The organism is Paenibacillus sp. RUD330 (assembly GCF_002243345.2).
Taxonomy (GTDB): domain Bacteria; phylum Bacillota; class Bacilli; order Paenibacillales; family Paenibacillaceae; genus Paenibacillus_O.
In genome coordinates this window covers 3,377,958-3,398,243 of sequence record NZ_CP022655.2, presented here as the reverse complement: position 1 = coordinate 3,398,243, position 20,286 = coordinate 3,377,958, and the positions used below count along the sequence as shown (strand labels likewise).

General features: G+C 60.7%; 19 protein-coding genes. 18 read left to right on the top strand and 1 reads right to left on the bottom strand.

Annotated elements, in window-relative coordinates; genetic code table 11:
* Nucleotides 1–10 precede the first annotated feature (10 nt).
* From ftsZ to sigE, 3 genes are all read left to right on the top strand, one after another.
* Nucleotides 11–1,138 carry a cell division protein FtsZ gene (gene ftsZ / locus CIC07_RS15465; RefSeq protein WP_076354875.1) on the top strand — a complete coding sequence of 376 codons (1,128 nt, stop codon included), beginning with the start codon at nucleotides 11–13 and terminating at the stop codon, nucleotides 1,136–1,138.
* Nucleotides 1,139–1,450: 312 nt separating this feature from the next.
* Complete coding sequence (spoIIGA, locus tag CIC07_RS15460) at nucleotides 1,451–2,359, top strand: sigma-E processing peptidase SpoIIGA (RefSeq protein ID WP_234992889.1); 909 nt, start codon at nucleotides 1,451–1,453, stop codon at nucleotides 2,357–2,359.
* A gap of 27 nt (nucleotides 2,360–2,386) precedes the next feature.
* Complete coding sequence (gene sigE, locus CIC07_RS15455) at nucleotides 2,387–3,106, top strand: RNA polymerase sporulation sigma factor SigE (protein WP_076354877.1); 720 nt, start codon at nucleotides 2,387–2,389, stop codon at nucleotides 3,104–3,106.
* 98 nt (nucleotides 3,107–3,204) lie between these two features.
* On the opposite strand, the gene CIC07_RS15450 is transcribed toward sigE, so the two are convergent.
* Nucleotides 3,205–4,554, bottom strand: a complete 1,350-nt coding sequence (locus CIC07_RS15450) for an NAD(P)/FAD-dependent oxidoreductase (protein ID WP_076354879.1) — start codon at nucleotides 4,552–4,554, stop codon at nucleotides 3,205–3,207.
* 188 nt (nucleotides 4,555–4,742) lie between these two features.
* On the opposite strand from CIC07_RS15450, the gene CIC07_RS15445 reads away from it, so the two are divergent.
* The 15 genes from CIC07_RS15445 (at nucleotide 4,743) to ileS (ending at nucleotide 20,150) form a co-directional block, all read left to right on the top strand.
* Nucleotides 4,743–6,461 carry an ABC transporter ATP-binding protein gene (locus CIC07_RS15445; RefSeq protein WP_076354881.1) on the top strand — a complete coding sequence of 573 codons (1,719 nt, stop codon included), beginning with the start codon at nucleotides 4,743–4,745 and terminating at the stop codon, nucleotides 6,459–6,461.
* 327 nt (nucleotides 6,462–6,788) lie between these two features.
* Nucleotides 6,789–7,760: a D-2-hydroxyacid dehydrogenase family protein gene (locus tag CIC07_RS15440; protein WP_076354883.1), complete on the top strand. Its 972-nt coding sequence runs from the start codon at nucleotides 6,789–6,791 to the stop codon at nucleotides 7,758–7,760.
* 364 nt (nucleotides 7,761–8,124) lie between these two features.
* A complete protein-coding gene (locus CIC07_RS15435) occupies nucleotides 8,125–8,559 on the top strand; it encodes a GntR family transcriptional regulator (RefSeq protein ID WP_076354885.1) in 435 nt (144 codons plus the stop codon).
* Nucleotides 8,556–9,245, top strand: coding sequence for an ABC transporter ATP-binding protein (locus CIC07_RS15430; protein WP_076354887.1), 690 nt, complete (start codon nucleotides 8,556–8,558; stop codon nucleotides 9,243–9,245). Before CIC07_RS15435 ends, CIC07_RS15430 begins: the two co-directional genes overlap by 4 nt.
* Nucleotides 9,242–10,075, top strand: coding sequence for a hypothetical protein (locus CIC07_RS15425; RefSeq protein ID WP_076354889.1), 834 nt, complete (start codon nucleotides 9,242–9,244; stop codon nucleotides 10,073–10,075). Before CIC07_RS15430 ends, CIC07_RS15425 begins: the two co-directional genes overlap by 4 nt.
* 9 nt (nucleotides 10,076–10,084) lie before the next feature.
* Complete coding sequence (locus CIC07_RS15420) at nucleotides 10,085–11,293, top strand: hypothetical protein (RefSeq protein ID WP_076354891.1); 1,209 nt, start codon at nucleotides 10,085–10,087, stop codon at nucleotides 11,291–11,293.
* 201 nt (nucleotides 11,294–11,494) lie between these two features.
* A complete protein-coding gene (gene sigG, locus CIC07_RS15415; RefSeq protein WP_076354893.1) occupies nucleotides 11,495–12,277 on the top strand; it encodes an RNA polymerase sporulation sigma factor SigG in 783 nt (260 codons plus the stop codon).
* A gap of 143 nt (nucleotides 12,278–12,420) precedes the next feature.
* Nucleotides 12,421–12,705, top strand: coding sequence for a YlmC/YmxH family sporulation protein (locus CIC07_RS15410; protein ID WP_076356888.1), 285 nt, complete (start codon nucleotides 12,421–12,423; stop codon nucleotides 12,703–12,705).
* A gap of 76 nt (nucleotides 12,706–12,781) precedes the next feature.
* Nucleotides 12,782–13,642, top strand: a complete 861-nt coding sequence (gene pgeF, locus CIC07_RS15405) for a peptidoglycan editing factor PgeF (RefSeq protein ID WP_076354895.1) — start codon at nucleotides 12,782–12,784, stop codon at nucleotides 13,640–13,642.
* Between the two features lie 5 nt (nucleotides 13,643–13,647).
* On the top strand, nucleotides 13,648–14,364 hold the full coding sequence (locus tag CIC07_RS15400) for a YggS family pyridoxal phosphate-dependent enzyme (RefSeq protein WP_076354897.1): 717 nt from the start codon (nucleotides 13,648–13,650) through the stop codon (nucleotides 14,362–14,364).
* Nucleotides 14,361–14,807, top strand: a complete 447-nt coding sequence (locus tag CIC07_RS15395) for a cell division protein SepF (RefSeq protein WP_076354899.1) — start codon at nucleotides 14,361–14,363, stop codon at nucleotides 14,805–14,807. Before CIC07_RS15400 ends, CIC07_RS15395 begins: the two co-directional genes overlap by 4 nt.
* 58 nt (nucleotides 14,808–14,865) lie before the next feature.
* The gene (locus CIC07_RS15390; protein ID WP_234992934.1) at nucleotides 14,866–15,084 is read left to right on the top strand and encodes a YggT family protein; all 219 of its coding nucleotides are present in this window, start codon (nucleotides 14,866–14,868) and stop codon (nucleotides 15,082–15,084) included.
* Nucleotides 15,085–15,093: 9 nt separating this feature from the next.
* The gene (locus CIC07_RS15385; RefSeq protein WP_076354903.1) at nucleotides 15,094–15,876 is read left to right on the top strand and encodes a YlmH family RNA-binding protein; all 783 of its coding nucleotides are present in this window, start codon (nucleotides 15,094–15,096) and stop codon (nucleotides 15,874–15,876) included.
* Between the two features lie 216 nt (nucleotides 15,877–16,092).
* Nucleotides 16,093–16,590 carry a DivIVA domain-containing protein gene (locus tag CIC07_RS15380; RefSeq protein ID WP_048748558.1) on the top strand — a complete coding sequence of 166 codons (498 nt, stop codon included), beginning with the start codon at nucleotides 16,093–16,095 and terminating at the stop codon, nucleotides 16,588–16,590.
* Between the two features lie 458 nt (nucleotides 16,591–17,048).
* Complete coding sequence (ileS, locus tag CIC07_RS15375; RefSeq protein ID WP_076354905.1) at nucleotides 17,049–20,150, top strand: isoleucine--tRNA ligase; 3,102 nt, start codon at nucleotides 17,049–17,051, stop codon at nucleotides 20,148–20,150.
* Nucleotides 20,151–20,286 lie beyond the last annotated feature (136 nt).

Here is a 20,286-nt window from a genome sequence, read left to right as displayed (position 1 = left end):
GGGAAATAGAATGTTGGAGTTCGATATTGACTTGGAACAGCTGGCACAAATTAAAGTCATCGGTGTCGGGGGCGGCGGCAGCAATGCGGTGAACCGGATGATCGACAACGGAGTGAAGGGCGTGGAGTTCATTACGGTGAACACCGATGCCCAGGCGCTCCATCTCGCCAAAGCGGAGCATAAGCTCCAGATCGGCGACAAGCTTACGCGCGGCCTCGGAGCCGGCGCGAATCCCGAGGTCGGCAAAAAAGCGGCCGAGGAATCCCGCGATCTCGTCGCCGCCACGCTCAAGGGCGCGGACATGGTGTTCGTGACCGCCGGCATGGGCGGCGGCACCGGTACCGGCGCCGCTCCCGTCATCGCCGAAATCGCCCGCGAATGCGGTGCGCTGACGGTCGGCGTCGTGACCCGTCCGTTCACCTTCGAGGGCCGCAAGCGCTCGAACCAGGCGGAGAACGGCATCGAGGCGCTGAAGGAAAAGGTCGATACGCTGATCATCATCCCGAACGACCGCCTGCTTGAGATCGTCGACAAGAAAACGCCGATGCTCGAGGCGTTCCGCGAAGCCGACAATGTGCTTCGACAGGCCGTTCAAGGCATCTCCGACCTGATCGCCGTCCCGGGCCTCATCAACCTCGACTTCGCGGACGTGAAGACGATCATGACCGAGCGCGGCTCCGCCCTCATGGGCATCGGCATCGCGACCGGCGAGAACCGCGCGGCAGAGGCGGCCCGCAAGGCGATCCAGAGCCCGCTGCTCGAGACGTCGATCGACGGCGCCCGAGGCGTCATCATGAACATCACCGGCGGCATGAACCTGTCGCTGTACGAGGTGAACGAAGCGGCCGAGATCGTCATCGAGGCTTCCGATCCGGAGGTCAACATGATCTTCGGCGCGATCATCGACGAGGATTTCAAGGACGAGATCAAGGTCACCGTCATCGCGACAGGCTTCGAGCACAAGGCGGCGCCTGTTCAGCCGGCCCGCCGCCCGCAGACCCAAAGCCATGGCGCCGCTCCAGAGCCTCAAGAGCAGCGCGCTCCTCAGCCGAGCGCCAAGCCGTTCACCAATACGCCGAGCGACCAGCTGGAGATTCCCGCTTTCCTGCGCAACAACCGCCCGCGCGGCGACCGCTGATCCGCACTCTTATCGAGACCGCATCTTCCGACGGAAGATGCGGTCTTTTTCTATGCCTGAAATCCCGCAGGCGTCCTCGTCTTAGCCTTGTTGAGCTTCATTTTGCCGAGGTCGAAAAGGGAAGAATCAGCTCCGCCGCGCCTCTCAGCTTCCGACAAAATTAGTTGCGGCGGCGCGCCAGGTTTAGACAGACATTGTGCTTGGCGCTGCACTATACTTGTTTCTATCGTTCCCCGGCCTGCTCTGCCGGCAGAGCCGGACGGTGCCGAAGGGTGGACAGGAGGGTGGCTTCAGCTGGCCGTATACGTCGATGTGCTGTTTCTCAAGGAGCTGATGGTGGACGGCTCCATGCTGCTGCTCACTGCCTGGGTGCGCGGAGTCAAGGCCAAGCCATGGCGGGTATTGACCGCTGCCGCCATCGGCGGGATCTATGTGACCTTGATGCTGTTCCCGCCGCTCTCCATGCTGTTTACCGTCATCGTCAAGGCGGCTATATCGCTGATTATAATCGCGGTCGCCTTCGGTTATGCCGATACCCGCAGCTTTGCCCGTCATGTGGGAACGTTTTACGCGGTCAATTTCGTAGCGGCTGGCGCCGTTCTCGGCATCTACTATTTTCTTATGCAAGGATCCGGAAAAGTATGGAGGACGATGACGCTTCTGCGGCATGGAGTAGCATTCGAAGTGCAGATGGGCGGCGTGTACGCGTTCAGCTTCCTATGCATCGGCTTGTACGTGTTCCGCAGCGTCGTGAGCGGACGAAGGCAGAAGGAACTGGTGCTGACTTATCTGGCTGAGGTTTGCGTCGTCATCGGCGGCAAGGAGCATCGCTGCACCGGCCTCGTCGATACGGGCAACCAGCTCTACGACCCGCTCTCCCGGACGCCGGTCATGGTGATGGAAGCCTCTCTGTGGGAGGACGAGATCCCTCCCGGCTGGATGCAGGGAATCCGGGATTCCCAGGTGGACCGGCTGATCGCGGGGCTTGGACAAGAGGAGTTTCCTTGGCAGGACCGCCTGCGGCTCGTCCCCTACCGCGGAATCAACAAAGGGACGCAGTTCATGCTCGCCGTCAAGCCGGATACGGTCGTCATCGTAAGAGAAGGGCAGCGGAGCGAATCGAGCAAAGTGCTCATCGGACTGGATGGAGGCAAGCTGGCAGCTGACGGCTCTTACCGCGCAATCATCCACCCTTCGCTGGTGGAGCATCGGGCCGGCTGACCAACAAAAGAGGAGATGGGGACTACAATGGTTAAATTCCGGCTGAATATGCAGTTGTTCTATTACCGCCTGCTGTTTTTGCTCGGGCTGAAAAGCCAGGAAATCTATTATATCGGCGGCAGTGAAGCGCTTCCTCCCCCGCTTACGCGCGAAGAGGAGGAGTACCTGCTGGAGAGGCTTCCGTCCGGGGACAGCGCGATCCGCGCCATGCTCATCGAGCGCAACCTGCGGCTTGTCGTCTACATCGCCCGCAAGTTCGAGAATACCGGCATCCACATCGAGGATCTGGTGTCGATCGGAGCCATCGGCCTCATCAAGGCCGTCAATACGTTCGATCCCGAAAAGAAGATCAAGCTGGCTACGTACGCTTCGCGCTGCATCGAAAATGAGATTCTGATGTTCCTGCGCCGCAACAGCAAGACGAGGACGGAGGTATCGTTCGACGAGCCGCTGAACATCGACTGGGACGGCAACGAGCTGCTGCTCTCGGATGTGCTCGGCACCGAGAACGACACGATCTACCGCAACATCGAGGAGCAGGTCGACCGCAAGCTGCTGCACAAGGCGCTCGACAAGCTCACGGAGCGGGAGCGCATCATCATGGAGCTGCGCTTCGGGCTTGCCGACGGGGAAGAGAAGACGCAGAAGGATGTCGCCGACCAGCTCGGAATCTCGCAGTCCTATATTTCCCGCCTCGAGAAGCGGATCATCAAGCGGCTGCGCAAGGAATTCAACAAAATGGTCTGATGTGCAGGCAGCGGACTGGAGCGAACAAAAGCCGGCCTCTCCATGGGAGAGGCCGGCTTTTGGCTGAGCGGCAGGACGGGAAAGATGGAGCAGGCGCTTCAGGAAAGGCCGAGCGCGCTGCGTGCGGCATGGATGCCGCTGGCCGCCGCCTGGGAGAGGGAATGGGTCGAGCCGGAGCAGTCTCCGATCGCATACAGCCCTTCGGCCTCCGTCTGGAAGCGGCAGTCGACCGCCAGCCTGGGAGCATAGAATTTGCCGTCGAGCGCGTAGAGTAGCGTATCGCCGTCAAGACGTTCGCCGAGCAGCCGTTCCAGCGCGGCCAGAAATTCCATGGCGGCCCGCACATACAGCTCCGGCAGCTCCTCGGCCAGATTTCCCGGATCCGCCTCGATCGACGGCCTGATCCGGTTGGAGCGGATGCCTTCCAGGCTGGTGGAACGCCCGCTGCGGAGATCGTCCAGCCTTTGGACGGCCAGGCGATCCCCGCCCCGGTTGACCTTGCCCAGCACTTGGCGGGCGCATGCATCGGCATCCTGCAGCGTGGGGAACAGGCGCGGAACGAACAGGGTGAAATTGAGGTTCGAGCTTTTGCTTCCTTGCTCCTTGAAGTTCTGGCCGTCGGCCATGACGAGGCCCTCCTGATGCTTGCGGATGATGCGGCCGCTTGGATTCATGCAATAGGTGGTCGCCGAGAAGCCGTCCCCGTCATAACGCAGCTTGGTCTCGAACGTTTCCTGGAGGATGGAATCCAGCTGTCCTCCCGCCATTTCCAGCCGGATGCCGAGATCCAGCCGCGTCTGCTCCGCCTCCAGGCCGAGCGTCGGAAGCATTTGCTCGAGCCAGCCGGCGCCGCTGCGTCCCGTGGCGAGAAACACCTTTTTGGATGACAAGGTCCTTCCATCCGAAAGGAGAAGGCTGAAGCCTCCCGATTCCCTGTCCAGCGAGACGACCTCGGTCTGGAAGCTGAAGTCCGCCCATGCCGACAGGGCTTCATAGAATCCGTCCAGCACCTGCCGCGACAAGCGGGTGCCCAAATGGCGGACGGTGGAGCCGAGCAGCTTCAAGCCGCCGGCTTCCGCCCTGGCGGCAAGGCTGCTGCTATGCGTCCGGTAAGGAACGGCTTCGCCGGCCCCGTACAGGCACAGGATGCGGTCGACCTCGTCCATCCGTTCCATCGCCAGCCGTTCGCCGAGCAGCGCTTCCAGCTCGCCCCCGAAGTCGGTCGTGAAATTGTATTTTCCTTCGGACCGGCCCAGCCCGCCGAATCCGATGTAAGCCTCGCAGCCGTCGCACTGGCAGCTGCCTCCCCGCTCCAGCGGGCAGCTTCGTTCCCTCGGCGGCTTTCCTTTGTCCGCCACCAGCACCCTGAGTCCGGGCGCGGCTTCCATAAGGGCGTGGGCGGCGAAGATGCCGGCGACTCCGGCGCCGATGATCGTGACATCATACATGAATGAACGCTCTCCTTTACGCTTTCATTTTAGCATGGGAGCAGGCCTTCGGACATGTTGCGGCGCCGGCGAGGGGGAGGGAAGGTTTGAATAAAGCCAAAAAAGGGTTTGACCCTGAGAATGACTATCAATTAGTATAGAGTTTATACAGAATTTTGTATCAAAACCAACCGGAAAAGAGTGAAGACATGCTCCGCCGATTTTTCTCTCATTACCGCCCGTTCCTGGGCCTCTTCATCCTCGACTTCACCTGCGCCGTCGTCGCCGGCCTGCTGGAGCTTGCATTTCCGGTCGCGGTCCAGCAGTTCATCAACAAGCTGCTGCCGGGCGGAGACTGGCAGCTGATCGTCTGGGCTTGCGTCGGCCTGCTGGCGATCTATGCGCTGAATACGGTGCTGAACTATGTCGTCAACTACTGGGGGCATATGCTCGGCATCAACATCGAGACGGAGATGCGGCGCAAGCTGTTCGCGCATGTGCAGAAGCTGAGCTTCCGCTTCTTCGACAACAACAAGACCGGCCATCTCATCGGGAGAATGACCAACGACCTCACCGAGGTCGGCGAGGTCGCGCATCACGGGCCGGAGGATGTATTCATCGCCATCATGACGCTGCTGGGCTCGTTTGCCCTGATGGCCTACATCAATCTGGAGCTGGCGCTGCTCACGTTTGTCATCGTGCCGATCATGGCCTGGCTCGTCATCTTCTTCGGCCGCCGGATGGGCTCGACCTATGGCCGGCTGTTCGGCAATGTCGGCAGCTTCAACGCCCGCATCGAGGACAATGTCGGCGGCATCCGCGTCGTGCAGTCCTTTGCCAACGAGGAGCATGAGAACAAGCTGTTCGCCGTCGACAACCAGAACTTCCGCGCGACGAAGCTGATGGCCTACAAGACGATGTCCAAGAGCATCAGCATCACGTACATGCTCATGCGCCTGATCACGATCTTCGTCATGATCGCGGGAGCGTGGTTCATGATCGAAGGCCGGATCAACCTCGGCGACTTCATGGCGTTCATCCTGCTGTCGAATGTTTTCTTCAAGCCGATCGAGAAGATCAACGCCGTCATCGAGAGCTATCCGAAGGGAATCGCCGGCTTCAAGCGGTATTGCGAGATCATGGACACCGATCCCGACATCCAGGATAAGCCCGGCGCCGCCGAGCTGAAGAACGTCAGCGGCGGCATCGAATTCAGCCATGTCTCCTTCGGCTACGAGCCGGATCGGCCGATTCTGAACGATATCAGCCTCAGCATCAAGCCGGGAGAGACGGTCGCCTTTGTCGGTCCTTCCGGAGCCGGCAAGACGACGATCTGCAGCCTGCTGCCGCGTTTCTACGAGGTGGAGGGAGGCTCGATCATGGTGGACGGCAAGGACATCCGGGACGTGAAGCTGGATTCGCTGCGCCGCCAGATCGGCATCGTGCAGCAGGACGTCTTCCTGTTCTCCGGCACGATCCGCGAGAATATCGCCTACGGCAACCTGCAGGCGAGCGAAGAGGACATCTGGGAGGCGGCGCGCCGCGCATCGCTGGACGAACTGATCCGCAGCATGCCGGAAGGGATGGATACCGTCATCGGCGAGCGCGGCGTGAAGCTGTCCGGCGGACAGAAGCAGCGCATGTCCATCGCGCGCATGTTCCTCAAAAATCCGCCGATCCTCATCCTGGACGAGGCGACTTCGGCTCTCGACACCGAGACGGAGGCGGCCATCCAGGCGGCGCTCGCGGAGCTGTCCGTCGGACGCACGACGCTGGTCATCGCGCACCGGCTGAGCACGGTCCGCAATGCCGACCGCATCGTCGTCGTGAGCAAGGACGGCATCGCGGAGCAGGGCAAGCATCAGGAGCTGATCGCTGCAGGAGGCATCTACAGCCGCCTGCATGTGGCCCAAGCGAGCCAAGCCTAAGGGGGAGCGGGACCGGGCGCCCGCCGCAGGGGATCTCATCCGACAAGCTACGGTGGTGCGCAGGCTCACTCCTTGGAAGGCAGGCCTTACTTCTAGCAAGCCGATGGACGCGACTGTGCGCTCCGTCTATGCATGAGACCGACAGGCAGCCGCGAGGCTGCTTGTTTTTGTGTCGCTTGCGGCTGGCTGGCGACGGCTTCAGGAAAGGCCGCACCGACGCCTTCGAGGCCGCGCATCCGGCTGGGAGAGGCTTTGGCCGGATGGAAAATCATTGCTTACCGTCCGTTCGTTTCCTACAATGAAAAAAGGACAAGGAGGCGACGAGCCATGAAAGCGAACTGCACGATTCTCGACGACTATCAGGAAGCGGCTTTGAACTATGGGGATTGGAGCCGCCTGGACGGCAGGATCGAGCTGTCGGTGCTGACGGAGCATCATGACAGCGAGGATGAGCTGGCGGAGATGCTGAAGGACGAGGAAATCGTCGTCGTCATGAGGGAGCGGACGCCGTTCCGGGAATCGCTGCTGGCGCGGCTGCCGAAGCTGAAGCTGCTCGTGACGACGGGCATGCGCAACGCTTCCGTGGACCTTGAAGCGGCCGGAAGGCTCGGCATCACGGTCAGCGGCACGCGCGGCAGCTCGGAGGCGCCGATCGAGCTGACCTGGGCGCTGCTGCTCGGCCTGGCGCGGCATGTCCGCGCCGAGAGCGACGCCTTCCGCAGCGGCGGACCTTGGCAGAGCACCGTCGGCAGCGACCTGAACGGACGCACTCTCGGCCTGCTCGGTCTAGGCAAGATCGGAACCCGCGTAGCCGAGATCGGACGGGCATTCGGGATGAATATGCTGGCGTGGAGCCAGAACCTCACCGAGGAGCGGGCGGCCCAGGCAGGAGTCCGTCTGGCGGCTTCCAAGGAAGCGTTGCTGGAGGAAAGCGATTATGTGTCCGTGCATCTCGTCCTGAGCGGCCGGACCCGCAGCTTGCTGGGCGCGGAGGAGCTGGCGCTCATGAAGCCGACCGCCTTCCTGGTCAATACGTCCCGGGCGGGCATCGTCGACCAGGAGGCGCTGATCTCAGCCTTGAAGGAGGAGAGGATCGCAGGCGCGGGGCTGGATGTCTTCGACGTCGAGCCGCTGCCGGAGGACCATCCTTACCGGACGCTGCCGAATGTGCTGGCGACGCCGCATATCGGCTACGTGACCGAGAGCAACTACCGGCTCTACTTCGAGGATGCGGTGGAGGACATCGAGGCGTATTTGGCGGGCAGTCCGATTCGCCCGGTTCAGCCCTACAAGGGCTGATCGGGCCGAACATGCCTGGAAAGCGCGGCGGCAGGCGGGATTGCAGCAGGCATCCGGCATCGGCATGAAGGCATGAAGCCATGAAGCCATGAAGCCATGAAGGCAAGAGGTAAGAAAGGCATGATGGCATCCTGAGGCATCCTGCGTGAACCCGGCCTGGATGAATGAACATGCGGGGATGGCCTAGGCTCGATGCCTTGATTCCGCTGGAACGAGAACCCAACAAGCTGTCTATGATCCGCCCCGGGCGGATCATAGACAGCTTGTTTTTTTAGGGAGGCATTGACAACATTGGTGTATGGTGTGCATAATACACATATCGAGTGTATGAACCATATAGTACACACACGAACCGAGGTGCGAGATGGCAGGCGAAGAGGAGTGGCCGGCAGCGGCATTCAACAGCAGGGATCCGGTTTATTTGCAGGTAGTCAAGCAATTCAAGGAAATGATCGCGACCGGGCGGCTGCGCGGCGGCCAGACCGTTCCTTCGCGCAGGGAGCTCGCCTCCCGCATGAAGATCAACCCGAATACGGCCCAGAAAGCGTACAAGGAAATGGAGGATCAGAACTTGATTGTGACTGAAGGAAATTCGCCGAGCCGTATTACGACGGACGCCGACGTGCTGAGGAAGATCCGCTCCGAGCTGCTCGGCGAGGCTGTGGAGGCGTTCGTGGAGTCGGTCCGCAGGCTGGAAGCGCCCGTGGACGAATTGGTGGAGCTGGTCCGGGAGAAGTATGGAGGGTCATCCGCTGCCGCCGACAACAAGGATGATGGAGCAGGAGGAGGCCAGCGATGATCGAGGTAAGCGACATCCGCAAGAGGTACCGCCGCAAAAATGTTTTGAACGGGATTTCGTTCAAGGCGGAGAAAGGTCGAATCACCAGCCTCATCGGTCTGAACGGCGCCGGAAAATCAACGATTCTGAAGGCGATCATGGGACTTACGCCGGTAGATGGCGGAAGCATCCGCATCGGCGGCAGGCCTCTCTCTCCGGAGATCTACCATACGATTGCTTTTGTCCCGGATCGGCTCACGCTGCCGGGCTCCATGAAGCTGCGGGACGGCTTGCAGCTCATGTCGGACTTTTATCCCCGTTGGAATGCCGAAAAGGCCGAGGATCTGATGAGCTTCTTCCGCCTCGAGCGCGGAGATCGGATCGGCCGGCTGTCCAAGGGGACAGCGGCCAAGTTCAACCTCGTGCTCGGCATGGCGCAGGACGTCGACTACGTGCTGATGGACGAGCCGTTCTCCGGCATCGACCTGTTCAGCCGCGAGATGATCGCCGAGGTATTCACGAGCCAGCTGGTCGAGGATCGCGGAGTGCTCATCACAACCCATGAGATCGGCGACATCGAGCATCTCGTCGATCGGGCGGTGATGCTGGATCAAGGTCATGTCATCCGCGACTTCGACTGCGAGGAGATGCGCAGCGATCACGGCAAGTCGATCATCGACGTCATGAGGGAGGTATATCGGACTTGAAAACGTATTTGAAGCTGGTGCATCTGGAGATTTACCGCTTCCGCTTCGCGCTTCTCGGGCTGATGGCCATGACGTCGGCCATCCAGCTGATCGGAATGCAGCTGGCGATGAGCGATCGGCTTCAAGCCATCCGCGAGCAGATGACCCGAGAAGGATTGTCTCTGGCCCAATATTCGGAGAAATACCACGGTATTCCGCTGGGCGAGATTTGGTCTCATAGAGAGAATTGGATGACATTCCCCATCGTGATCTGCATCGGCGGGATCGGATTGTATATCGTTCTCATCTGGTATAGGGATTGGTTCGGCAGGTCGGCTTTTATCTATCGGCTGCTGATGCTGCCGCATTCAAGATTCCTTCTGTATGTGTCCAAATTCACCGCGCTGATGACGTTCGTGTTCAGCCTGTTCGCTCTGCAGATAGGCATCGTAGCCGTTCAGATGACGATGTACCGGCTGCGCATGCCTGACGAGCTGCGCGTTCCGCGAACTCTCGTCGATACGATTCGAGGCATGGATCTTGTCGTCTTCATACCGGTGCGCCTGCAAGAATTTCTGCTGGTCTACGGATTCGGATCGGTGTTCGTGCTCCTGCTGTTCACGACCATTCTTCTGGAGAGAAGCTACCGGTTCAAAGGGCTGCTTGCCGGATTGGCCTACACGGCCGGAACCTTGATGCTGGTCGGATGGATGTGGGGCCAGGCGGATAGGGGGATGGCCTTCCTGTATCCTTCCGAGCTGCTGGCGGCTGCGATTGCTCTCATGGCGCTCAATGCGGCGCTGTCGCTGTGGCTCGGCAGTTGGCTGCTCCGCACCAAAGTCACGGCATAAGGAGGAACTATGAGAAGAAGATACGGATACAGCATCGGGCTTGCTGTCCTAAGCGCCGCTGTCCTGGCCGCTTATGCGGGAGCAGCCGGCGCCGACGGCACGCCCCCATACAAGCTCGTTACGCTGGAAGGAAACGCGGAGGTCATGAAAGGCTTCGTCTTGGAAGGACTCGGTTCCCGATTGTCGGCGGACGGACGAAGGGAAAGGACGGGAAGCCGTTTTTTATCCGCCCCCTTCGAGGATCTGATCAAGCCGGACCGGTACTCTTCCGAGCGGAACCAGCTGATTGTCGCCCATCGCTCCTTCATGCGCGGGCATCGGCAGGATGATTCGTTCTACCGGGACGGGAATTCCGTCATCGGTGCCGATATGGACGACAGCCTGTCGTCCGTGAAGGTTCGAATTCTGGATCTTGCCGCCGGTTCCGGCAGCAAGGAATTCACCGTGCCTGTTCAGACGGGCGCGGCGAAGGCGGACAGCCCCCTTTACAGGGATGAGACCGTAGTGGATATCCAGCAGATAGAAAACCGCATCCACCTGCTGGTGCGCGGGCAGCGTGACAGCCCGGACAATGGCCCGGCGATCTGGACTTTTACGGATTATATCGTCGACAAGGAGAGCGGGAAGCTGCTGCAGGCGGAGGAAATGTACCGGACAGTACCGGATCCCGACCCCTATACGGAGACTACGGTCGAGCTGATCGCCGAAGTGCGGGAGCTGGAGCCCTCTCCTTCCGTGATGCTCAATGTGAAGACGGTCAAGCGCAAGGGACCGGATGCCGATGTGTCCGAACAGGATCCGGTTCTGAAAGGATGGCGCATCATCGGTTACGATTACGCCAGCGGCGATACCTGGGACCTGCCCGAGGCGGGAATGGACCGGATCAAGCAAGGGCTTGCCCCGAGGCTGCACGATGGAAAGCTCTACGCCTTCAACGAGCGGAACGCCGAGCCGCTCATTCATGTCCTCGACACCCGGACGGGAGAGCCGTTGGCAGAGCCGTTGCAGCTTCTTCGAAGCGGCAGTTCGGGATTGCGCAGCATCCGGCTCGAGAAGGGATTGGTTTACGACAATCTGATCCTGGATCGAATTCCCACCGTCATGGTCTACGAGGAGAAGACGCGCAAGGTCATATACCGCGGCGCCGTAGAGCGGACGGACAGCGAGGCGCAGAGCGTCGATTACCAGTATTTCCAGTTCAACTACTACGGGGAATGAATCCCGTTTTCCTCATTTGCCGAGGCCGAGCGCCGAGGCTTTTTTTTTTCGTCGAAGACAGCTCAGCAATTCCTCGCCGCCAGTCGCTTGGATGCGTTTCCAGGCTTCCGCCGGCTCTGTCGGACGCTGTCGGAACAGGAATAAAAATGAAGCCCAAGGAGATAATGCTTATTAATGTTTCTCCTTGGGAGGTAGTCACAATTGACCCGAAATAAAGTCGAGATCTGCGGAGTGGATACTTCCAAACTCCCCGTGCTTACGAACGTCGAAATGAGGGAGCTGTTCACCGCTCTCCAGACCCAGAACGAGTGGTCCGCCAGAGAGAAGCTCGTGAACGGGAACCTGAGGCTCGTCCTCAGCGTCATCCAGCGGTTCAACAACCGGGGAGAATTCGTGGACGACCTGTTCCAGGTCGGCTGCATCGGACTCATGAAGGCCATCGATAATTTTGACCTCAGTCAAAACGTCAAATTTTCCACATATGCCGTCCCCATGATCATCGGCGAGATCCGCCGCTATCTGCGGGACAACAACCCGATCCGGGTGTCGCGGTCGCTGCGGGACATCGCCTACAAGGCGCTGCAGGTCCGCGACAGCCTCACGAACCAGAATTCCCGCGAGCCGACGATCTTCGAGATCTCCGAGGCGCTCGGCGTGCCGAAGGAGGATGTCGTTTTCGCCCTCGACGCCATCCAGGATCCGGTTTCCCTGTTCGAGCCGATCTACCATGACGGCGGCGACCCGATCTACGTGATGGACCAGATCAGCGACGACCGCAACAAGGACATCAGCTGGATCGAGGAGATCGCCCTGCGCGAAGCGATGCACAAGCTGAACCAGCGCGAGAAGATGATCCTGTCGATGCGCTTCTTCGACGGCAAGACGCAGATGGAGGTCGCCGACGAGATCGGCATCTCGCAGGCGCAGGTGTCCCGGCTCGAGAAGTCGGCCATCCAGCAGCTTCAAAAGCATGTCCAGAGCTGAGGCAGCCATGATGCCCGGCTCCATGCCGATCGGTTCCAGGGCGCCTTCGGGCGCCTTTTTGATGCGGGCTTGGGCTGATCCGCCCGTCTCCGTCATATACTGGGAGCACTAGACCTCCATGACGGGAAGTGCGGCGCATGCTCATGAAAATATCCGAATTCCAAACCAAGGACGTCATCAATATCGTGGACGGCAAAAAGCTCGGCCAAATCAGCGACATGGAAATCGATCTGAGGCAGGGACGCATCGATTCCATCGTCGTGCCCAATTTCACCCGCTTCTTCGGCATGTTCGGCAACGGGGCGGATCTCATCATTCCGTGGCGCAACATCGTCAAGATCGGAGCCGACGTCGTGCTCGTCCGGATGGAGAACGCCGGCGGGGCCAAGGCGTATCTCGAGGATGACGACATCCAGGAGAAGCTGTAGGAGAGGCCGAGGCGATTCCGCCCCGCCTTCCCCGCTCCGCGCCGGCCATGGTACACTAGGCTGGAGGTGATGGCAAGTGGAAGCATTCGTTCAGCGCGACAGCGGGAACCCGGCGAAGGAAGCTTCGCTTTTTTTATTGGAATCATGGATCGGGGGCGGCAGCGTCACGGCCGGCTTCACCGGACGGCAGGGCGGCGTCAGCGGCGAGCCCTGGGCATCCCTGAATATGGGACTGCATGTCGGGGACGACGACGCGTCTGTCCGGACGAACCGGATGCGGCTGGCCGACGCGCTCGGCTGGCCCTATGCGTCGTTCACCTGCGGGGAGCAGGTGCATGGCTGCGGCGTCCAGGCGCTTACTCGCGGCGATGCCGGGCGCGGACGGGACTCCCGCGCGACGGCCGTCCCGAATACGGACGCGCTGACGACGGATGAGCCGGGCGTTCTGCTCGTCTCCTTTTACGCCGACTGCGTGCCCCTGTACTTCTGGGATCCCTCCAAGGGAGCGGTGGCGCTTGCCCATGCGGGCTGGAAGGGAACCGTAGGGGAGATCGCCCGCGCGACCGTAGAAGTCATGGGCAGCCGGTACGGCAGCAAGCCTGCCGACATCCGCGGGGCTGTCGGGCCGTCGATCGGAGCCTGCTGCTACGAGGTCGACGAGGCCGTCCTGGGGCGCGTCCGCCCGCTGCTCGGCGAGCTCGCCGAGGCGGGAATCGCTTCCGCCGGGCCGGTCATCCACGGGGAAACGCCGGGCCACGGCAGGCTGAACTTGAAAGAGCTCAACCGACAGATTATGATAAAAGCAGGAATTATGCCGTCGAATATCGAAGTTACGCAGTGGTGCACCGGCTGCCGCAAGGATTTGTTCTTCTCCCATCGGATGGAAGGCGGCAGCACGGGGCGGATGGCAAGCTGGATCGGCATGGAAAGCAGGTGACGCTTTTGTCGCTGACGGAGCGGAAGGCGGAAGTGGATAGAAGGATCGCGGAGGCTTGCGCCCGGAGCGGACGCAGCCCGGAGGAAGTGAACGTCATCGCGGTGACGAAGTATGTGTCCCTCGACAGGACCAGGGAAGCGCTGGACAGCGGCTGCGTCCATCTGGGCGAGAACCGCTGGCAGGACGCCAAGGACAAGTGGGAGGCGTTTCCGGAAGGCTCCTGCGGAGCGGGGGAGGCCCCCGTCTGGCATTTTATCGGTTCACTGCAGACGAACAAGGTGAAGGACGTCATAGGCAAGTTTACATACATCCATTCGCTGGACAGGCTTTCCCTGGCGGATGCGATCGACAAGAAGGCCAGGAGCCTCGGCATCGTGGTCCCATGCTTCATTCAAGTCAACGTATCCGCGGAACAATCCAAGCACGGCATCGCCCCGGAGCAGCTCCGGGATCTCGCCTCGGGTCTCGCGGCCTACCCCGGCGTCAAGCCGGTCGGCCTCATGACGATGGCGCCCCATGACGAGGATTCCGAAGCTGCGCGTCCGGTCTTCCGGAGCCTGCGGGAGCTGATGGAGCTGGCCAACCGCGAGAGCTGGTTTCAGGAGCCGCTGACGGAGCTCTCGATGGGAATGTCGGGCGACTTCGAGGCGGCGGTCGAGGAAGGCGCGACATGGGTGCGGCTTGGAACCATTCTCGTAGGCAAAGAGGAGGAGCTGGTATGAAGGTGCTTAACCGGTTCATGAACTATTTCGGCTTGCAGGATGAAGAAGAGATCATCGAGCGCGAGCCCGTCCAACAGCATGAGGATCACGAAGTTGAAACCTCGGCATCCGAAATGCGTAAACCAACCAAAGGCAGCAATATCGTCAGCATCCATTCGCAGAAGAACATGCGCGTCGTGCTGAACGAACCCCGTTCCTATGACGAGGCGCAGGAGATTGCCGACCATCTGCGCAACCGGCGTTCCGTCATCGTGAACCTGCAGCGCGTCCGGACGGATCTGGCCGTGCGGATCGTCGACTTCCTCAGCGGCACCGTATACGCGCTGAACGGAAGCATTTCCAAGCTCGGCCCGAATATTTTTCTCTGCACGCCGGATTCTGTCGATGTTCAGGGCACCATAACCGAAATGCTTGCTGACGAAGACTACAGAAAAATGAGGTGACCTTGGCTTGGAGCAAGTCAAAGAGATCGTCCACACCCTGGAATCGATTTACTACTTTATGATTTTCGGATACATCCTGCTCTCGTGGCTGCCCAACGCCCGCGAGAGCTTCATCGGCCAGTTCCTCGGCAGGATCGTCGAGCCTTATCTCAGCATCTTCCGCCGCTTCATCCCGCCGATCGGCGGCATGCTGGACATCAGTCCGATCGTCGCCCTGATCGCTCTGCGCTTTGTCGCGCAAGGCATCATCGGCGTGCTGGGCTTCTTCTTCTCTTAAGGCAGCCCTATGGCAGACGGCCTTTATGAGCATTTTCATCCGGAGGAGCGGCCGTTCGTCGACCGCGCCCTGGAGTGGATCGGACGCTCGGCCCAGCTTCACGAGCTGAAGCGGACGGATTTCCTCGATCCCCGGCAGGCATCGATCCTGATGTCGCTCGGAAATCGGGAGCCTGATGTCGGCGTTCGATTGGATGGAGGATACGAGGGAGCGGAGCGCAGGCGGGCGCTGATTGCTCCCTCTTATCGTTATTTGGAGGGCGAGGATACGGGCATATCCGTGCTTGAAGTGTCGGCTGTATCCGGCGGCCATCTGGAGCTGGATCACGGCGATTATCTGGGAGCCGTGCTGGGGCTTGGAATCAAGCGCGACCGCATCGGAGACATCCATGTCGGTCCGGATGGAGCCCAGCTGCTAGTCGCGGACGAGATCGCCGACTTCCTGAACGTGCATTTCCGCCAGGTCCACAAGCTCAGCGTGCTGACGTCGGTCAAGCCGCTGACGGAGCTGCGCCCGGTCGTCAGCCGCATGGAAGAGATGAGCTTCACCGTCGCGTCCATGCGGCTGGACGGCATCTGCAGCGACGTCTACCGGATCAGCCGCGCGAAGATCGTCGAGCCGATCCGGGCGGGACGCTGCCGGGTCAACTGGAAGGGCGAGGAGGATCCCTCGAAGCAGCTGCGCGAAGGGGATGTCGTGTCCATCAAGGGACTCGGCAGGTTCAAGCTGCTGGAGGTCGACGGGATGACCAAGAAAGGCCGGATACGCGTCAAGGCAGGCAAATTCATCTGAATCCGGCTCCTCGGGAGCCTGGACGGCCCGGCTCCATGCGCTGCATGGAGCCATCCTTATATTGACAGCAAAAAATGCCGCCCTCCCGACCGATATAGGGAGGACGGATATTTTTGGCTTGGATCAGAAATTTGCAGGAATTTGCCCGGAACTGTCGAATTGGGATATCACCAACGATCGGCTTACGACGAGAACAAACCAACAGGAGGTGCCCCAATGCCGCTGACGCCATTGGACATACATAACAAGGAATTCGGAAGAAGACTTCGCGGCTACGACGAGGATGAGGTCAATGAATTCCTGGACCAGGTCATCAAGGACTACGAGGCGCTCATCCGCGAGAACAAGGATCTTCAGAATCAGATCCTGAACCTGCAGGAGAAGCTCAACCACTTCGCCAATATCGAGGAGACGCTGAGCAAGACGATCATCGTCGCCCAGGAGGCGGCGGACGAGGTGAGGGGCAACGCCAAGAAGGAAGCGCAGCTGATCATCAAGGAAGCGGAGAAGAATGCCGACCGCATCGTCAACGACTCCATGATGAAATCCCGCAAGGTGTCGCTGGAAGTGGAGGAGCTCAAGAAGCAGGCCTCGATCTACCGGACCCGCTTCCGGACGCTGGTCGAGGCGCAGCTCGAGCTGCTCGCCCAGGACGGCTGGGACAAGCTGGAGAACGCCTCGAGCAGCCTGTCTCTGGAAGGCTCGAACTATTAGAGCGGCGGTTGACACGCAGGGACTGCTGTATGTAGTATAGAAATAGATATTGGCGACGATAATGGACGTGCAGGTCCTTATCGCGACATGATGGATAACAGTCAATTTCGTCGACGAGAACGAGTACGCTGAACGGACGTTCCCCAGAGAGCCGGCATCCTGCTGCAAGCCGGCGTTCGAACTTCAGCCGAACATCCTCTCCGAGAAGCGGAGCCGAACAGCCCGGAGCGAACGATCGCTTCGGGCCGATTAAGCCCCGCCGGCAGTCCCACGTTACAGGGAACGCGGATGGCAGGAACGCATCCGCTGCTGAGATGCCTTTGTTGAGGCGGAGCGCGTGTCCAATCAGGGACCTGTCTCCACCCGCGACAGGGCGATTAGGGTGGTATCGCGAGTCATGCTCGCCCCTTTACACAGGGGCGGGCTTTTTTATTTTCCGAGAGAAGGGCGTGTCCGATATGCAGAGAGTGGATGTCAAGGAAAAGGCGAGAAGCCGCGAGGAGCGGGTGCTGGCGAGATGGAGAGAGGAAGGGACGTTCAAAGCCTCGATCGAAAACCGGGAGGGCAAGCCGAACTTCGTCTTTTATGAAGGGCCGCCGACGGCCAACGGAGCTCCCCACATCGGCCACGTGCTGGGCCGCGTCATCAAGGACTTCATCGGCCGCTACAAGACGATGTCGGGCTACCGCGTCATCCGCAAGGCGGGCTGGGATACGCATGGCCTGCCGGTCGAGCTCGGCGTGGAGAAGCAGCTCGGCATTTCCGGCAAGCAGGAGATCGAGAACTACGGCGTCGAGGCCTTTGTCCAGAAATGCAAGGACAGCGTATTCGAGTACGAGCGCCAATGGCGCGAGCTGACGGAAGCGATCGGTTATTGGACGGATATGGACGATCCCTACATCACGCTGAAGAACAGCTACATCGAGAGCGTATGGCATATCCTTTCCACCATCCACAGCAAAGGGCTGCTGTACCGCGGCCATCGCGTCAGCCCGTACTGCCCTTGCTGCCAGACGACCCTCAGCTCGCATGAAGTGGCGCAAGGCTACGAGGATGTCAAGGATCTCAGCGCGACCGTCAAGTTCCCGCTGAAAAATGGCGAAGGCCATCTGCTCGCATGGACGACGACTCCATGGACGCTTCCTGCGAACACGGCCATCGCCGTCAACCCGGAGCTGGCCTACTCCAAGGTGAAGCGGGACGGAGAGGTGTACTTCGTCGCCGAGAGCCTCGTGGAGAGCGTGTTCAAGGGAGACGACAAGCCGGAAATCGTCGGCAGCGTGAAAGGCTCCGAGCTGGTCGGGCTTGCGTATGATGCGCCGTTCGATTATGTTCCGATCGAGAACGGCCATGTCGTCATCGGCGCGGACTTCGTCAGCGACTCCAGCGGCACGGGCATGGTCCACATCTCGCCGGCCCATGGCGACGACGACTACAAGGCCGCCCGCAAAAACGGCATCGGCCTGCTGGCCGTCGTCAACTCGCAGGGCCGCTACATCGACGAGGTGACGGACTGGGCCGGCCGCTTCGTCAAGGACGGAGAGGTCGACATCGAGATCGTGCGCAAGCTGAGCGAGAAGGGGCTGCTCTTCTCCAAAGAGAAGTACGAGCACAGCTATCCGTTCTGCTGGCGCTGCAAGTCGCCGCTGCTGTACTACGCCACGGAGAGCTGGTTCATCGAGACGACGGCCGTCAAGGATCAGCTCATCGCCAACAACAACGGCGTGGACTGGTATCCGGGCCATATCCGCGAGGGACGCTTCGGCAAATTCCTCGAGGATCTCGTCGACTGGAACATCAGCCGCAACCGCTACTGGGGAACGCCGCTCAACGTCTGGATCTGCGAGGAGACCGGCAAGGAATACGCGCCGTCGAGCCTGGCCGACCTGCGGGCGCGCGCGACGACGGAGCTGCCGGAGGACTTCGAGCCTCACAAGCCGTATGTCGACGAAGTGAAGCTGCACAGTCCGTTCGCGGAAGGGGCGGTCATGACCCGCACGCCTGAAGTGATCGACGTCTGGTTCGACAGCGGCTCCATGCCGTTCGCCCAGCAGCATTATCCGTTCGAGAACGAAGGCCGATTCGCCGAGCAGTATCCGGCGGACATCATCTGCGAGGGCATCGACCAGACGCGCGGCTGGTTCTTCAGCCTGCTGGCCGTCTCGACGCTGTACAACGGACGCGCACCTTACAAGGCCGTCATCTCCACGGGCCATGTGCTCGACGAGAGCGGCCAGAAGATGTCGAAGTCCAAAGGCAACGTCATCGACCCGTGGGAAATCATCAACGAATACGGCACGGATGCGTTCCGTTGGGCTTTGCTGGCCGACAGCGCCCCATGGAACAGCAAGAAATTCTCGCGCGGCATCGTCGGAGAAGCCAAGTCGAAGGTGATCGACACGATCGTCAACACGCATGCGTTCTTCGCTCTGTATGCAGACATCGACGGATACGACCCCGCTGCCGATAAGCATCTGGCTTCCGGGGCGAAGCTGGACCGCTGGATCGTCTCCCGTCTCAACTCGCTCGTGCGCGGCGTCGTCAAAGGGCTTGAGGGCTGGGATTTCATGGGCTCCGCCAAGGCGATCGAAGCATTCGTCGACGAGATGAGCAACTGGTACATCCGCCGCTCGCGCGACCGCTTCTGGGGCAGCGGCCTGACCGGCGACAAGCTGGATGCCTACCGCACGCTGCGCGATGTGCTGCTGACGCTGTCCAAGCTGATCGCTCCATACGCGCCGCTGCTTGCGGAGGACGTCTATGGAAATCTCGGCGGAAAGGGCAGCGTCCATCTCGCCGACTATCCGGTCGTCGACGATGCCGCCATCGACGAAGCGCTCGAGCGCGATATGGCGACGGCCCGCCAGATCGTGGAGCTGGCCCGCAACGTGCGCAACGAGACGGGCATCAAGACCCGCCAGCCGCTGTCCGAGCTGATCGTCTCCCTGAGCGGCGATTTCGAGCTTGCCGAATACGAGGACATCATCAAGGATGAGATCAATGTGAAGGGCATCGCGGTGGAGCATTCCGACAGCGGCTTCGTCGACTTCGCGCTGAAGCTCAACCTCAAGGTCGCGGGCAAGAAATTCGGCAAGAGCGTCGGGCCGATCCAGACTCATCTGAAAGCTCTCGATGCCGACACGGCCCGCGCGATCGTTCAAGGAGGAAGCTTCGTCTTCACGACGCCTGACGGCGAGGACGTTCCGGTCGCCCTCGACGAGCTGCTCGTGGAGAAGCAGGCGAAGCCGGGCTTCGCGTCCGCATCGGGCGGCGGCCTCACGGTCGCGCTCAATACGGACATCACGCCGGAGCTGGAGCAGGAGGGCTGGGTGCGCGAAGTCATCCGCGCCGTGCAGGACACGCGCAAGAAGCTCGATCTGCCGATCGAGAAGCGCGTCGACCTCGTGCTTGACGCCGACGCGGAGCTGACGGCTGCGCTCCAGGCATTCGACAGCCTGCTGCAGGACAGCGTCCTGCTGAACAGCGTTTCGTTCGAAAGCGCCGAAGGCATGGAAAGAGCCGCTTTCGGAGAACGCGAGTTCGGCCTGCTCATTCGCTGAACCGCTCGGTCCGGGCCGGCTGCGGAATGATCGCCGGCCTTGTCCATGGCGCCAGCCAAAGCCGACCCCCTGAAGGATTTCCTTCAGGGGGTTTCTTTTTCTCCTCCTCGGCTGCGTCCGGCTTAGGGGAGGAAGA

Excerpts from the sequence above, each read along its gene's own strand:
- ftsZ (WP_076354875.1), top strand. The coding sequence starts at position 11 with ATGTTGGAGTTCGATATTGACTTGGAACAGCTGGCACAAATTAAAGTC.
- sigE (WP_076354877.1), top strand. The coding sequence starts at position 2,387 with ATGGTTAAATTCCGGCTGAATATGCAGTTGTTCTATTACCGCCTGCTG.
- CIC07_RS15450 (WP_076354879.1), bottom strand. The coding sequence starts at position 4,554 with ATGTATGATGTCACGATCATCGGCGCCGGAGTCGCCGGCATCTTCGCC.
- CIC07_RS15445 (WP_076354881.1), top strand. The coding sequence starts at position 4,743 with ATGCTCCGCCGATTTTTCTCTCATTACCGCCCGTTCCTGGGCCTCTTC.
- CIC07_RS15440 (WP_076354883.1), top strand. The coding sequence starts at position 6,789 with ATGAAAGCGAACTGCACGATTCTCGACGACTATCAGGAAGCGGCTTTG.
- CIC07_RS15435 (WP_076354885.1), top strand. The coding sequence starts at position 8,125 with ATGGCAGGCGAAGAGGAGTGGCCGGCAGCGGCATTCAACAGCAGGGAT.
- CIC07_RS15430 (WP_076354887.1), top strand. The coding sequence starts at position 8,556 with ATGATCGAGGTAAGCGACATCCGCAAGAGGTACCGCCGCAAAAATGTT.
- CIC07_RS15420 (WP_076354891.1), top strand. The coding sequence starts at position 10,085 with ATGAGAAGAAGATACGGATACAGCATCGGGCTTGCTGTCCTAAGCGCC.
- CIC07_RS15410 (WP_076356888.1), top strand. The coding sequence starts at position 12,421 with ATGAAAATATCCGAATTCCAAACCAAGGACGTCATCAATATCGTGGAC.
- CIC07_RS15395 (WP_076354899.1), top strand. The coding sequence starts at position 14,361 with ATGAAGGTGCTTAACCGGTTCATGAACTATTTCGGCTTGCAGGATGAA.
- CIC07_RS15390 (WP_234992934.1), top strand. The coding sequence starts at position 14,866 with ATGATTTTCGGATACATCCTGCTCTCGTGGCTGCCCAACGCCCGCGAG.
- CIC07_RS15385 (WP_076354903.1), top strand. The coding sequence starts at position 15,094 with ATGGCAGACGGCCTTTATGAGCATTTTCATCCGGAGGAGCGGCCGTTC.
- CIC07_RS15380 (WP_048748558.1), top strand. The coding sequence starts at position 16,093 with ATGCCGCTGACGCCATTGGACATACATAACAAGGAATTCGGAAGAAGA.
- ileS (WP_076354905.1), top strand. The coding sequence starts at position 17,049 with ATGCAGAGAGTGGATGTCAAGGAAAAGGCGAGAAGCCGCGAGGAGCGG.